Source organism: Nakamurella sp. UYEF19 (genome assembly GCF_040546275.1).
Taxonomy (GTDB): Bacteria; Actinomycetota; Actinomycetes; order Mycobacteriales; family Nakamurellaceae; genus Nakamurella.
On the sequence record NZ_JBEPNO010000011.1, the window covers coordinates 63,799 to 78,581 of the forward strand.

Annotated in this window: 11 protein-coding genes; 3 read left to right on the forward strand and 8 right to left on the reverse strand. The window is 69.1% G+C overall.

Annotated features, from left to right (window positions below; genetic code table 11):
- Positions 1-83: 83 nt before the first annotated feature.
- From ABIB25_RS15970 to ABIB25_RS15980, 3 genes are all read left to right on the forward strand, one after another.
- A complete protein-coding gene (locus ABIB25_RS15970) occupies positions 84-1,817 on the forward strand; it encodes an ABC transporter ATP-binding protein (protein WP_354529459.1) in 1,734 nt (577 codons plus the stop codon).
- Positions 1,814-3,844 carry an ABC transporter ATP-binding protein gene (locus tag ABIB25_RS15975; RefSeq protein ID WP_354529460.1) on the forward strand — a complete coding sequence of 677 codons (2,031 nt, stop codon included), beginning with the start codon at positions 1,814-1,816 and terminating at the stop codon, positions 3,842-3,844. Before ABIB25_RS15970 ends, ABIB25_RS15975 begins: the two co-directional genes overlap by 4 nt.
- Positions 3,845-4,143: 299 nt before the next feature.
- A complete protein-coding gene (locus ABIB25_RS15980) occupies positions 4,144-5,916 on the forward strand; it encodes a DEAD/DEAH box helicase (RefSeq protein WP_354529461.1) in 1,773 nt (590 codons plus the stop codon).
- An 89-nt stretch (positions 5,917-6,005) separates the two neighbouring features.
- Here the strand turns inward: ABIB25_RS15980 and ABIB25_RS15985 are convergent, their stop codons facing one another.
- The 8 genes from ABIB25_RS15985 to ABIB25_RS16020 form a co-directional block, all read right to left on the reverse strand.
- Positions 6,006-6,437, reverse strand: a complete 432-nt coding sequence (locus tag ABIB25_RS15985; RefSeq protein ID WP_354529462.1) for an SRPBCC family protein — start codon at positions 6,435-6,437, stop codon at positions 6,006-6,008.
- Between the two features lie 55 nt (positions 6,438-6,492).
- Positions 6,493-6,909 (reverse strand): SRPBCC family protein, encoded by a 417-nt coding sequence (locus ABIB25_RS15990; RefSeq protein WP_354529463.1) that lies wholly within the window; start codon positions 6,907-6,909, stop codon positions 6,493-6,495.
- An 85-nt stretch (positions 6,910-6,994) separates the two neighbouring features.
- A complete protein-coding gene (locus tag ABIB25_RS15995) occupies positions 6,995-8,017 on the reverse strand; it encodes a 3-hydroxyisobutyryl-CoA hydrolase (RefSeq protein ID WP_354529464.1) in 1,023 nt (340 codons plus the stop codon).
- Between the two features lie 57 nt (positions 8,018-8,074).
- The gene (locus tag ABIB25_RS16000) at positions 8,075-9,535 is read right to left on the reverse strand and encodes an FGGY-family carbohydrate kinase (protein WP_354529465.1); all 1,461 of its coding nucleotides are present in this window, start codon (positions 9,533-9,535) and stop codon (positions 8,075-8,077) included.
- Positions 9,532-11,013 (reverse strand): xylulokinase, encoded by a 1,482-nt coding sequence (locus ABIB25_RS16005; protein WP_354529466.1) that lies wholly within the window; start codon positions 11,011-11,013, stop codon positions 9,532-9,534. The genes ABIB25_RS16000 and ABIB25_RS16005 overlap by 4 nt, the downstream gene beginning before the upstream one ends.
- The gene (locus ABIB25_RS16010; RefSeq protein ID WP_354529467.1) at positions 11,013-12,491 is read right to left on the reverse strand and encodes an FGGY family carbohydrate kinase; all 1,479 of its coding nucleotides are present in this window, start codon (positions 12,489-12,491) and stop codon (positions 11,013-11,015) included. The genes ABIB25_RS16005 and ABIB25_RS16010 overlap by 1 nt, the downstream gene beginning before the upstream one ends.
- Positions 12,488-12,979, reverse strand: coding sequence for an RpiB/LacA/LacB family sugar-phosphate isomerase (locus ABIB25_RS16015; protein WP_354529468.1), 492 nt, complete (start codon positions 12,977-12,979; stop codon positions 12,488-12,490). The genes ABIB25_RS16010 and ABIB25_RS16015 overlap by 4 nt, the downstream gene beginning before the upstream one ends.
- On the reverse strand, positions 12,979-14,757 hold the full coding sequence (locus ABIB25_RS16020; protein WP_354529564.1) for a dihydroxyacetone kinase family protein: 1,779 nt from the start codon (positions 14,755-14,757) through the stop codon (positions 12,979-12,981). Before ABIB25_RS16020 ends, ABIB25_RS16015 begins: the two co-directional genes overlap by 1 nt.
- Positions 14,758-14,783 lie beyond the last annotated feature (26 nt).

Here is a 14,783-nt window from a genome sequence, read left to right on the forward strand (position 1 = left end):
GCGGACTCACGCAGCACCGATCAGCCGACGACGGCCGTCACCACCCAGCCAGGAATCATCACGCCCAACCCGGGGACATGCACATGCTGCTTCGTTTGCTCAGAACCTATCTCGCTCCTTACCGCAAACCCCTGACCCTGGTGGTCGTCTTCCAGCTGATCGGGACGATCGCGTCGCTGTACCTACCGCGACTGAACGCCGACATCATCGACAACGGGGTGGCCAAGGGCGATACCGGCTACATCTTCTCCAGCGGGGCCTTCATGCTCGGCGTCACGCTGCTGCAGATCATCTGCTCGGTGGTGGCCGTCTACTTCGGAGCCCGGACCGCCATGGGATTCGGCCGGGACGTCCGGGCCGCCATCTTCCACCGGGTCGGCGCCTTCTCCGACCGCGAGGTCAACCACTTCGGGGCGCCGTCCTTGATCACCCGCAACACCAATGACGTGCAGCAGGTGCAGATGCTGGTGCTGATGACGTGCACCCTGCTCGTCGCCGCCCCGATCACCTGCGTGGGCGGCATCATCATGGCGCTGTCGGAGGATCCAGGTCTGTCCTGGCTGCTGCTGGTCAGCGTGCCGGTGCTCGTCCTCGCCGTCGGCCTCATCATCAGCCGGATGGTGCCCCAGTTCCGCAAGATGCAGACCCGCATCGACACGATCAACCGCGTGCTGCGCGAACAGATCTCGGGGATCCGGGTCGTCCGCGCCTTCGTCAGGGAGCCGCAGGAGCGGACCAGGTTCGCGCAGGCCAACCAGTCGGTCACCGACACCGCGATGAAGGCCGGCCGCTACCAGGCACTGATGTTCCCCACCGTGATGCTGGTGCTGAACGTGTCGTCGGTAGCCGTGCTGTGGTTCGGCGGGCACCGCGTCGACGCCGGCCAGATCCAGGTCGGCCAGCTCACCGCCTTCCTGGCCTACCTGATGCAGATCCTGATGGCCGTCATGATGGCCACCTTCATGGCCGTGATGATCCCGCGGGCCGCCGTCTGCGCCGAGCGGATCACCGAGGTGCTGGACACCGAAAGCTCCGTCCAGCCGCCGGTGAAGCCGGTGATGCCGTTGCGTCGCACCGGGACTCTCGAGTTCGACCGGGTCGACTTCGGCTACCCGGGGGCCGGCGAACCCGTGCTGCGTGACATCAGCTTCCGGGCCGAACCCGGCCGGACCACGGCCATCATCGGTTCGACGGGAGCCGGCAAGACGACGCTGATGTCGCTGATACCAAGACTTTTCGACGTCACCAGCGGGAGCGTCCGGATGGACGGCATCGACGTCCGCGAGCTTGCCCCCCAGACTCTCTGGGAGAGAATTGGTCTCGTTCCACAGAAGCCCTATCTGTTCTCCGGGACGGTGGCCAGCAACCTGCGGTACGGCAATCCGGAGGCGACACATGACGACCTCTGGGCCGCACTGGAGGTCGCGCAGGCCAAGGGTTTCGTCTCGAAGATGACCGACGGCCTCGACTCGCCGATCGCCCAGGGCGGCACCAACGTCTCGGGTGGTCAACGCCAGCGCCTGGCCATCGCGCGAGCGCTGGTCCGGGAGCCCTCGATCTACCTCTTCGACGATTCCTTCTCGGCGCTGGACCTGGCCACCGACGCCAGATTGCGCGCCGCGCTGAAACCGCAGACCCGGAACGCGACGGTGGTGATCGTGGCCCAGCGTGTCTCCACGATCATGGACGCCGACCAGATCATCGTCCTGGAGGACGGCCGGATCGTCGGCATCGGCCGACATGCCGAGCTCGTGCAGAACTGCGAGACCTACGCAGAGATCGTCCGCTCGCAGATCAGTGCGGAGGTGGCGGCATGACGACCACGGCACCACAGGCCAAGGGTGGCCAGTCGGAGGACGACAAGGCCACCATCCGCGCGGCGGGGCCGGCCCGTCGCGGACCCGGCGGGCCGATGGCGAGCATGGGCATGCCTGCCGAGAAGTCGCTGAATTTCGGACCGTCGGCCAAGCGCCTTTTCGCCCGCTTGGCGCCCGAGCGGCTCGGCGTGTACCTGGTGCTGGTGCTCGCCGTGATCAGCGTGACGTTCAGCGTCCTCGGCCCGAAGATCCTCGGCCGGGCCACGGATCTGATCTTCAACGGCATCATCGCCCGGCAGCTGCCGGCCGGTCTGACCAAGGCGCAGGCCATCGACGCCGCCCGCGCCCGCGGGCAGGGATCGTTCGCAGACCTGTTGTCGGGCATGAACATCGTCCCGGGCCAGGGCATCGACTTCAGTGCGCTCGGTCAGGTGCTGATGATCGTGCTGGCCCTGTACGTCGCGTCCTCGGTCTTCTCCTGGCTGCAGGGCTACCTGCTGAACGGCATCGTCCAGCGGACGGTCCTCCGGCTCCGCCAGGACGTCGAGGACAAGATGAACCGCCTGCCGCTGGCCTACTTCGACCGGCAGCAGCGCGGAGAGGTGCTGAGCCGCGTCACGAACGACATCGACAACATCTCGCAGTCGTTGCAGCAGACCATGAGCCAGCTGGTGACCTCGCTCCTGACGTTGGTCGGGGTCCTCGTCATGATGTTGATCGTCTCGCCACTGCTCGCGCTGATCGCGCTGATCGCCGTCCCGCTGTCCCTGCTCGTCACCACCGTCATCGCCAAGCGGTCGCAGAAGATGTTCGTCGCGCAGTGGCGACACACCGGGGCGCTCAACGGTCAGATCGAGGAGGCCTTCACCGGCCACAGCCTGGTGAAGGTGTTCGGCCGGCAGCCGGAGGTGGAGAAAACGTTCCAGGACAAGAACAACGAGTTATATGAAGCGTCCTTCGGCGCCCAGTTCGTATCAGGCCTCATCATGCCTTCGATGATGTTCATCGGAAACCTGAGCTACGTCGCCGTTGCGGTCGTCGGGGGACTGCGGGTCGCGAGCGGCACGATGACCCTCGGCGACGTCCAGGCCTTCATCCAGTACTCCCGCCAGTTCACCCAGCCGCTCACGCAGGTGGCCTCGATGGCCAACGTGCTGCAGTCCGGGGTCGCCTCTGCCGAAAGGGTTTTCGAGCTACTCGACGAGACGGAGCAGTCGGCTGACGTCGAACGGGTCGTGGCGGTCACGTCCACCAGGGGGCGGGTGGAGTTCGAGGACGTGTCGTTCCGGTACCTGCCCGATACTCCGTTGATCGAGGACCTCTCGCTCGTCGCCGCACCCGGCCAGACCGTGGCGATCGTCGGACCGACCGGCGCCGGCAAGACGACGCTGGTGAACCTGATCATGCGGTTCTACGAGATCGATTCGGGTCGAATCACTCTCGACGGCGTCGACACCAGGGAGATGGCCCGCAGCGACCTGCGTTCACGGATCGGCATGGTGCTGCAGGACACCTGGCTGTTCGGCGGCACCATCCGCGACAACATCGCCTACGGGCGACCCGGAGCGACCGAGGAGGAGATCATGGGCGCGGCCAGAGCCACCTTCGTCGACCGCTTCGTGCACAGCCTGCCGGACGGCTACGACACCGTGATCGATGACGAGGGCAGCAATGTCAGCGCGGGTGAGAAGCAGTTGCTGACCATCGCCCGGGCGTTCCTGGCCGATCCGTCGCTGCTGATCCTGGACGAGGCGACGTCCTCGGTGGACACCCGGACCGAGGTCCTCGTGCAGCACGCGATGGCGGCACTGCGGACCGATCGCACGAGTTTCGTGATCGCACACCGCTTGTCGACGATCCGGGACGCCGACCTGATCCTGGTGATGGAGGCCGGGCGAATCGTCGAACAGGGCAGCCACGAGCAGCTGCTCGATGCCGAGGGCGCCTACTTCCGCCTCTACAACTCGCAATTCGCCGGAGCCGATCTCGAGGAGGAGGCGAGCACCCCGAGCCTCACGAAACCCTGAGCCCGCCCCCGCAGCGATGTCGAGCAGCGATGTCGAGCAGCGATGTCGAGCACGGGGCGTGGTGTGCCACGTCTCAATGGGTGATGCGCCACGCAAAGGTGTGTACGGGTACGATGAACTGGTCGAGTAGCACCACCGGTGCGCTCGGGTCGTTGCTGCAGGCACCAAAGATGGCGCCTTCTTGTCCGCCGGTCGCATTCCTGCCGGGTTGGTCAGCATTACGGCCAACCATCAGCGCGGCCGCTGCCAAGGGCCGTGTGCCACCGTGCCTTCGGGCACAGCAAGGACGTACCAGCTCCATGACCTCCCCGAACAACTCCTCCTCCAACTCCAGCCGTGGACGCTCCGGCGGATCCGCCGGTGCCCGCCGCGCCGGCGGCCAGAGCCGTTCTGCCTCACCGCGTTCCGGTGCTCCGCGTACCGGCGGCCCGCGCGCCGGCGGCTCGACCACCATCTACTCCAGCGGCTCGTACCCGGCGGGATCGTCCACCGGCAGCATGTTCTCCACCGGCGCCTTCGCCGACAGCATCCCGGCCGCGAACTCCACCAGGGCCCGCCGCGAGGCCGGCCCCGACGCCGGACGTCAGGGCGACCGCACCAACGGCCGCTCGGACGCCCCCCGCGGCGCCGGCGCACCCCGGACCGACCGTCCGGCCCGTGGTGATCGCCCGACCGGTGACCGTCCGGCCCGCACGGATCGTCCGGCCCGCAACGACAGCCAGCAGCGTGGAGGCGACGCGAGCCGCAACCCGCGTGGCCGTGGCGGTCGTCGCAATGCCGCCGCCGACGACCGTTCGCCGGTCGTCTTCGCCGATCACGCCCCCCGCAGCAACGATCGTCCCGCCGCGGATCGCCCGTCGCCGGTGACGGCCGGTTCGCTGTTCGCCGCCGCCAAGACCGTCACCGCGGATGCCGCGCCGGTCGTCGGCATCAGCTTTGCCGAGCTCGGTGTGCCCGAGAAGCTCATCAAGCCGCTCGCCGTCCTCGGCGCCGTCAACCCGTTCCCGATCCAGGCTGCGACCCTTCCGGTCTCGCTGACCGGTCGGGACGTCCTCGGCCGCGGCCGCACCGGCTCCGGCAAGACGATTGCCTTCGCCGTTCCGCTGGTCGTCCGGCTCACCGGTGGACGTCGCACCCCGAACCGCCCGCGCGGTCTGGTGCTGCTCCCGACACGCGAGCTGGCACTCCAGGTGTCGCGCACCATCGAACCGCTGGCCACCGCCGCCGGGTTGAAGACGGTCACCATCTTCGGCGGCGTCGGCTTCGGCCCGCAGATCAGCGCGCTGCGCGCCGGTGTCGACATCGTCATCGCCTGCCCCGGCCGCCTCGAGGACCTCATCAAGCAGGGCGTCTGCAACCTCGGCGACGTCGAGGTCACGGTGCTCGACGAGGCCGACCACATGGCCGATCTCGGCTTCCTGCCCGGTGTCCGCCGGCTGCTGCGGGCCACCCGCCCGAACGGCCAGCGGTTGCTGTTCTCCGCCACGCTCGACAACGGGATCTCGGTGCTGGTCAACGATTTCCTCACCGACCCGGCCGTGCACGCGGTCGACGACGCCTCGTCGCACATCGAGACGATGACCCACCACGTCTTCGCCGTCAACAAGGACGACCGCAACGAGGTCATCCGTCAGCTGGCCCTCGGCGGCGGACGCAAGATGTTGTTCACCCGCACCAAGTTCGGCGCCAAGAAGTGGGCAGCGGCGCTGTCCAAGAACGGCATCCCGGCCGTCGACCTGCACGGCAACCTGTCGCAGAACGCCCGCGAGCGCAACCTCGCCGCGTTCTCCACCGGCAGCGCAAAGGTGTTGGTGGCCACCGACATCGCGGCCCGTGGGATCCACGTGGACGACGTCGAGCTGGTCGTCCACCTCGACCCGCCGACCGAGCACAAGGCCTACCTGCACCGCTCCGGCCGCACCGCGCGGGCCGGCGCCGGCGGCACCGTCATCACGGTGATGCTGCCCGAGCAGGCCGAGGACGTCCGCAAGCTGATGAAGCTCGCGGGCATCTCCGCCACCACCACGGCGGTCCGCCCGGGCCACGCGGCGATCACCGAGCTCGCCGGCTGATCCAGCCCGCGCACTTCGCCTGAGATGCAGAAGGAGCCCCGCCGATCCCGGCGGGGCTCCTTCGTCGTTCGACTCGTCGATTGCACGCGTCAGAGCGCGTTGAGCACCCGTGGCATCTGCTCCTCGACCTTGTCACCGAGCTTCTCGAACTCACCCTTGGCCACCCAGCCGAAAAGCTTGATCAGGCCGTGGAACTCGATGTTGGCGAGGTAGTTGACCGAGGTCCCACCCGCGACGGAGGTGAACGTCATGTCGTCGGTGGACGTGACGGTCTTGTTGGTTCCCTCGAACACGAGGTGACCGGGTTCCCTGGTCACCAGCTTGTAGGTCAGCTCCTGCTCCTTGCCCCGGAAGACGGAGACGTTGCGCCAGGTGGAGCCGACGGCGACGGGGCCCTTCTGCAGCGGCGTGCAGGTCTTCGTGCCCGGGTCCCAGCTTGATGCGTTGGCGAAGTCGGAGAGGTAGTCCACCACTGTCTCGATCGGCTTGCTGACGGTGAAAGTTCTTCTGACGCTGACCATCTGCGGTATTCCTTCTGTTCTGGCTGTTCTTCGACGACGTTGGACCTCGAGGGCGTCAGGACCGGTCCGCCTGCTCGACCGCCTTCTTGATCCCGTTGAGCGTTTCGCCCAGACCGTGCTGGATCTGATCACCCTCGACCCGCTCAGTATGCAGGCGGACGGTGAGAGTCGAACTGCCTGCATCGGAGCCCGCGTCGATGTCGAGTTCGCCGTGGTAGTCGTGCGGGCCGGCGGCCCCCCACTGCAGCTTCCGGCCGTCTTCCACCACCTTGATCCAGGCCTCGCCCTCGACGTCCCGCTCCGGACCGCCTTCTGGCTCGATGTGCGCGGTCACGTCCACCTTGTCTCCGCCGGCGGGACGGGCCGAGGTCAGCCTCGGCATGTAGGCCGGCAGGTTCTGGACGTTCGACAGATAGGCGAACAACCTCTCCGGCGCAAGTTGGACAGTGGTCGATGCTTCGTAGTCACCCATACCGCGCAGGTACCCGGTCCTGACGGTACGAAACTGTCGCGGGAGAGCAAAAGCCCAGATCAGCGCAGCAGGAGAAGGGCGCCGATCAGTCGAGCGGCTCGAAGAAGGCCAGCACCTCCGCGCGGCTGACGTCCTCCAGGCGGGACGGTGCCCACTGCGGCCTTCGGTCCTTGTCGATGATCTGCGCCCGAATGCCCTCGGCGAAGTCGGGGTGCGGCAGAAATCGGCTGCCCACCCGCATGTCCTGGTCCAGCACCTCGTCCACCGTCAGGTCCGCCGCCCGCCGGACCGCCTCGAGGGTAACGTGCAGTGCCGTCGGCGACATGGCTGCGAGCCTCTTGGCAGCAGCAGCAGCCGCCGGTTGGTCGGAGGCACGCGAGGCCACCAGGATGTCGGAAACCGAGTCGCCGGCGTAGCACTCGTCGATCCACCCGGCGTGCCCGGCCGACGGGACACCGGCCGCAAGGGCTTCGAGACCGGACGGCACCACCCCGCTGCGCAGTGACTCCGCCAGACCTGGCAGCTCCTCAGATCCCACCAGATGGTCGGCCAGGCCGGCGTGGATGGCCGACGGTCCGTCCAGACGAGCGCCGGTCAGAGCGCAATGGGTGCCGAACCGGCCCGGCGAACGGGCCAGCAGGAAGAGTGACCCGACATCGGGCGACAGACCGATGGCCGTCTCCGGCATGGCGATTTGCGACCGCTCGGTGACGATGCGGACCTGGGAGTGCGCCGAGATACCCACTCCCCCACCGAAGACGATCCCGTCCATGAAGCTGACGACCGGCTTCGGATAGTGCGCGATGTCGGCGTTCATCCGGTATTCGGCGGCCCAGAACGACCCCGGTGCTACCCCGTGACCCTGCAGGCCCTCGTACACCTCGCGGATGTCGCCGCCGGCACACAGACCACGTGGGCCGGCCCCGTCGATGAGCACCACGTCGATTTGCGGATCATCACGCCAACTCGTCAGCGCCTGCGCGGCCGTCAGCACCATGTCCATGCTCAACGCGTTGATCCGCTCGGGCCGATTGAGCGTCAGGTGGCCCATCCGGCCCTCCACCCTGGCCAGGACATGAGGCAGGGAAGCGAAGTTCGGATCGGTCATGGTCACCGATCATGGATATCACGCGCGGCCGATCGTCACCCGCCCGATCCACCGAGATCAACCGGCGTCCGCCCCGAGCCAGCCTCGATCGACCAGTGCGGTCACGAACCGCTGGTAGGCCTCCGCGAAACGTGCTCCCCGGCTCAGGTCCGGCTCGTAGTGGTGGGCGATCCGGACCATCCGCGCTGCCGTCGCCCCGACCTGCCCGGGCTCGGCCGCCGCCAGGATGGCCATGCCCACGGCCGCCTCTGCCGAGATCGGTACCACCGCCGGGCGGCCCAGGATGTCGGATCGGAGTTGGTTCCAGTAGTGATTGGCCGTGGCTCCACCGGAAAAGCTGATGGGGCCGCTGATCTCGGCGCCCAGGGCCGCCAACTTGCGGTAGGCGAGTCGTTCTACGAAGGCCACCCCCTGCAGCACAGCCGCAAAATCGGCGCCGGGAACCTCCGGAACCCCCACCGAGAAGCCGACCGCCCGTGGTTCGACGAACGGGAACCGCTCCCCCGCCCCGGCCAGTGGGTAGGTGACCCCGCCGACCGGCTCGAGTCCGGCGGCGAGCAGCGTGAGTGCCGCCAGATCCGCGCCGGCGAAGTCCCGCGAGATCAGCCCGGCGCCGACGCTGGATGCGCCGCCGGGCAGCCAGCCGCCGTCCGGGCTGCGGTGCCCGTAGACCGCGCCCGTCGGGTCGATCAGCGGGTCCGCGGTCGCGCCCTTGAAGATCATGGTCGTGCCCAGGGCCGTACTCCAGCGACCGGGTTCCATTGCGCCCGAGGCGATCTGGGCGGCGCAGCCGTCCGTCATCCCAGCCCGGACCGACGTTCCCGCAGCGATCCCGGTCATCTCCGCGGCCACCCGGCTGACCGTGCCGAGCAGCGTCCCTGGGAGGACGGCAGCGGGTAGCAGCGCGGGGTCGAGACCGATCCGGTCGAAGACCGCGGTGGGCCACTGCAACGTCAGGAGATCGAGGCCGGTCTTGAGTGCCTGGCTGGAATCGGTCGGGGTGGCCGTCCCGGTCAGCCGGGAGACCATGTGATCACCCTGGTGGACGATCCGGTCACCCGGCTGCAACGCCGCGTTCTCCAGCAGCCACAACGCCCTCGGCAGCGCCCAGCTCCGCTGCATCGTCACGCCGAAGGCGGCCCACACCGCAGCGCCTGCCTCGGCCGCACGATCCGCCTGGGACGACGCCCGACTGTCGTCGTACATCAAGCCGGCAGTCCGCGGCTGCAGGTCCGCACCTTCGACCAGGATGGTCCCGGAGGTGGAATCGATGGCCAGCCCGGCCAAGGGTCGACCCCCGAGGACGGACGTCGCCGTCCTGGTCGCCTGGCAGAGGGCGGACCACCACTCCTGCGGGTCCTGCTCGTGACGAACTCCGTCGCGATGGTCGCTGCGCAGCGGACACGCGCCACTGCCGAGAATCTCGCCGTCGGCGTCGATCACGACGGCCCTGACCCCCTGGGTGCCGAGGTCGATGCCGAGGGTGACGGGACCGTCCGATCGTGCCGACGCGCTCATCGGGCGACCTCGCGGATGCTGGTGTCTGAAGGCGGAGCGGGAGCCGGCATCTGGGCACCGGCCGCGCGCCGCTCACGGTAGGCGGCGGCCCTGACCGGGTCGGGCAGGTACCGGCCGGACACCGCGGCGCTGAACTCCCGGACCTGGTCGGCACCCTCCAGATCACCGACGGCGAGGCCGGCGAGATACGCCGCGCCCTGGGCGGCGCCGGATCCGGAGACGGGCCGTTCCACCGGCCGCCCGGTGGTGTCGGCCTTGATCTGCAGCCACGCCCCGTTCACCGAGCCACCGCCGGTACTGCGGATCAGCGGGATGTCCAGGCCGTTGGCGGCCAGCCCATCCAGGTCCACCGCCAACGCCATCGCGGTTCCCTCCATCGCCGCCAGTACCAGGTCGACGGCGTCGGTGTCGAGCGCCAGCCCGGAGAATTCGCCCCGGGCCGAGGCATTCCAGGTCGGGGTACGTTCCCCGGCCAGGCTCGGCACCATGCGTACGCCGGCCGGGCGCTGCCGGGCCAGCAGTGCCGGCGGGTCGAGAACGGTTCGGTCGCCACCGGTCAACGCCACGATCCAGTCCAGCACGGCGCCACTGGTCACCTGTGCGCTGATCACCAGATCCGTGTCGACGAAGCAGTGCCGGCACCGGATGAAGCCCTGGGCGGGGGTACCGGCCGGGACAGCGACCATCCCGACGGTGGAGAAGCCCGTCATCTCGGCGAACGGATCACCCGGCTCCAGCACTCCGGCCTCGAGGGCGGTCCCCACCGCATCGATGGCCCCGGCCGCGACGGGCGTCCCGACCGGAAGACCGGTCAACGCAGCAGCTTGCGCCGTGACCTCACCGACGAGGGTTGTGCACGGGCTCACCGGGGGCAGCAGACCGGTCGGTACGCCCGCAGCCGAGAGAACGGGCGAGAACCCCTGCGAACCATGGCCCTGCAACATGGTGGCAGTGGACAGATCCAGGCTGCCGACGCCGGTGAGTTGCCGGACGACGTAGCCGTTGGTGGCCAGAACGCCGGTAGCGGCCTCGAGCAACGCGGGCCGATACCTGGCCCACCACAGCAGTTTGGCCGTGCCGAAGTACGAATCGGCCGGTGTCGCCAGGGGGTCGTCGGGGTGCACGGCCGTCAGCAGCGCGTCGATCTCGATCGCCTCGGCCTGGGCGCGACGGTCGGCCCAGAGCAGGGCCGGACCGATGGCCCTCCCGGCCGCGTCGACCAGGACGAGGGACGGGGCCTGGCTCGTCGCCGCAACCGCCCGGACCGCCAGATCCGGCGGCATCGATCGCAGCAGACCGGCGACCGCCGACCACCAGAGTGACGCGTCCTGCTCCATCCCGGCCACATCACCCTGTGGCGCAACGATTCTGGGGTAGCGGTCGGAACCCGACCAGAGCGCCTGCCCATCGAGCCCGGTGACCACGACTTTCGCCCCCGTGGTTCCGACATCGATTCCCACCCACACCGGCACCGCCATCAGCGCATCCAGAGCGCCTTCGCGGCGCTCAGGTGCCGGCCGAACCGGTCGTAGCCCGCTGCGTACAGCTTGACGGCCGTCGCGTCCGGTTCCACCACGCGATGGGGGCCGGTCCAGATTTCGGCGTCCAGCGGCGCCCCGATCGCCTCCGCGGCGGCCAGGATGGCACCGCGAGCACCCACCTCGCCTTCCTTGGCCAGGAACACGGGTCGGCCGAGCACCGACGCGAAGATCTGCATCCACGCAATCGACCGGCTGCCCCCACCGCAGATGTACACGTCGCCGGTGAGACCTGCTGCCTCGAAACAACTCCGGGCACTGTAGGCCAGGCCCTCGCAGAGCGCCCTGATCATGTCGCCACGGGTCGAGGTCAGGCTCAGCCCGGTGAACTGCGCCCGTGCCGCGGGGTCGACGAACGGCGCGCGCTCGCCGGACGGGGCCAGGAACGGCAACACCTCGACCCCGTTGGACCCGGGCGCGGTGTCCTCCAGCAACGCGTTGAGCGAGGAGAACGGCACGTCCAGAATCTTGAGAGCCCAGTCCAGGCTGGCTGTTCCGACCATGGCGGCCATCACGCGGAGCCACCGGTCCGGCTGCGGCATGGTGATCGTCATGCCGGCCTTCGGACCGGAGAGATCCACCTCGTCGGTCAGCACCGAGCAGGCCAACGTGGTGCCGGCGATCAGCAGACCGTCACCCGGTTCGAGCATCCCGGAACCGATGACACAGGCCGGGATGTCGTACGGAGCGGCCAGGATCGGGGTCCCAGGGACCAGCGTGGTGGCACCGGCGCCGCCGACCGTCAGCGTGCCCGACGGAAGAGGCAGTTGGATGGGTGCGAGGAGGCCCGCGCGATGGGTCAGCCCGGTGAGCCGGAGCACCTCCGCCGAGTAGTCCTCGCCCGCCGTCAGCGATCCGAACGGCAGCGAGGCGTCGGTCGCATCGGTCGCACGGACACCGGTGAACCGTTGCAACAGCAAGTCTTTGATGTAGCCGGCCGTCGCCGCCCGATCCAGCACCTCGGGTTCGTTGCGGTCCAGCCAGGCCAGGATCGGGGCGGGCGCTCCCGGGAACATGATGTTCCCGTTCTCGGCGAACATCGCGTCGCTGGTGCCGTTCTCCTCCCACTCCGCCAGGATCGACGCGGCGCGACCGTCCATCCACGAGATGGCCGTCCGCACCGGCACACCGGAGGCGTCGAACAGCCAACACCCGTCGCCCTGGCCGGTGAGGGCGACCAGTTCGGGTCGGTGGTTGCCGACGGCAGCGCAGACTTCGGCGAGGACGGCCTGCACGCTCCCGACGATGACCTCCGGGTCCTGTTCGACCCTGGCCTGGCCGGGATGGCTCAACGGGACCGGCCGGGAGGCGACGGCCAGCAGTTCACCCGACACGTCGAACGCGGCGGCCTTGGCCATCGACGTTCCGACGTCGACCCCGATCCAGACCCGTTGGTGCGTCATCGATGTGGATGTCACCGGGGCGTGGAATCTGCGCGGGCCTCGTACACGGTGATGACCTCGACGTTGGCGGCCGAGTGCGAGGAGGGGTCGAAGACGTAGCCGAACCACTCGCCGACGAGCCGGCGGGCCAGTTCGAGACCGATGACCCGCTGGCCGAGCGTCAGGACCTGGCAGTCGTTGGAGAGGATCGAGCGCTCGACGCTGAAGCAGTCGTGGGCGGTGGTGGCGCGGATGCCCGGCACCTTGTTGGCCGAGATCGCCATGCCGATACCGGTTCCGCAGATCAGCACGGCGCGGTCGGCCTCCCCCGCCATGATCGCCCGCCCGGCGGCGATCCCGACCTCTCCATAGGAGCAGCCGTCAGCCAGCCCGGACGCGACGCTGACGTCGGTCACCGCGCCGACCCGGGGGTCGGCCTCGAGATCGGCGAGAATGGCCTTCTTGTAGTCGGCGCCGGCGTTGTCGCTGCCGACGAGTACGCGGTAGCTCCCCATGGTTGTCATCACCTTTCCTGGAGGGTCTTCTCGGCCAGCAGTGCGCCGACGGCCGTGAGCAGCATGGCCATCGAGGTCGCGCCGGCGTCGGGGGTTCCGACGCTGCGCTCGGCCAACGGTCTCGCCCGGCCCAGTCTCGGAACCAGTGCGGCGGTGGCCCCGGCACGATCGGTGGCCACCTGTGCCGCGAAGGCCCAGGCCGGGGTGAGCCGATCACCGCCGGCGACCCGCTCACTCAGCGCGTCGGCGAACGGCCGCAGCGCGTCGTACATCGTCTTGTCGCCCACCTGGCACTGTCCGAGCCGGGTGAGGGCGTCGGCCCCGGCGGCGACGGCCTGGGCCACCCGGGCGGCGTCGGGACGGTCCTGATCGCCCAGTTGCGCGCCGAAGGCGGTGAGGATGGCACCCCAGAGCACGCCGGACGACCCGCCCGCGCGGTCGGCCCAGGCCGCTCCGGCGGCAGTGAGAACACCGGCCACCCCAACGCTCTCGGCCTGACGGGCGGCCTCGTTGGCGGCTCGCAGACCACGCACCATGCCGACGCCGTGGTCGCCGTCACCGGCGATGGCATCGATCCGACCCAGTTCGTCCTCGTTCCGGACGACGACGTCCAGCATGGTCGCGATGGCCGCCCGCACCAGGACGGCGGCCTCCTGCGACTGCGCCGACGCGGGCACTGCCGCGGCGGCCCTGGACGTGGTGGCGGTCGCCGTCGACCGACTGCTGCCGACCTCGAACTGCGGCAGATCCGCCACCGCACCACGGCGGAAGGCCGGGGTGTCCGCCGGCGCGCACCACAGTTCTTCGAGCTCGTCGTCGAGCCAGGTGATGGTCAGCGAGCACCCCGCCATGTCCAGGCTGGTGACGATCTCGCCGACCTCCGGCAGCACCGGTTCGAGGCCGACGGCGGAGAACATCCCGGAGAGGGTCTTCCACAGCACGAAGAGTTCCTCGTACTTGGTCGCTCCCAACCCGTTGAGGATCACCGCGACCTTGGTCGGACTGTCCGGCCCGTCCGGCCGGTGAGGCCCGTCCGGCCGGTCGGGCCGTTCCGCCAGCAACGGCTCCAGCAGGACGTGGGCCAACTCGTGTGCCGGCATCCAGGGCACCGTCCGGATCCCGGGCTCGCCGTGGATGCCAAGACCCACGTCCATGGAACCCTTCTCGACGTGGAACAGCGGGGCGTCCCTGCCCGGGAAGGTGCACCCGTCGAACGCAACTCCGAAGCTCACGGTGCGGGCGTTGGCCTTCCGGGCGAGTTCCTCGACGCGGTCGAGCGAGTCACCGCGGTCCGCGGCGGCCCCGGCGATCTTGAACACCACGAAGTCTCCGACCACACCGCGGCGGCTCGACACGTGGTCGCGATCTGCCGACGCCACGTCATCGGTGACGAGGACGGTGCGGCAGTCGATCCCGTCCGCGCGCAGTCGTTCCTGAGCGGTACCGAAGTTCATCACGTCGCCGGCGTAGTTGCCGAAGCTGAAGAGCACGCCGGCGCCCCCGTCCAGGGCCAGGCCGGTGCGATAGGCCTGCTCGTTGGAGGGGGAGGTGAAGATGTCACCGATCACCGCGCCGTCGGCCAGGCCACGCCCGACCACCCCGCAGAAGGCCGGGTAGTGGCCGCTCCCGCCGCCGATCACCACGCTGACCTTGCCGGGTCGCGGGCCACCCCGGCGCATGACAGCCGAGGCCCCGTCGACCTTCTCGACGTACCGGGCATAGGCAGCCACGAATCCGGCCGTCGCCTCGTCCTTGAAGTCGGCCGGATCGTTGTACACGTGGGCCACGATGCTCACATCCCTCTCTGGTGCGG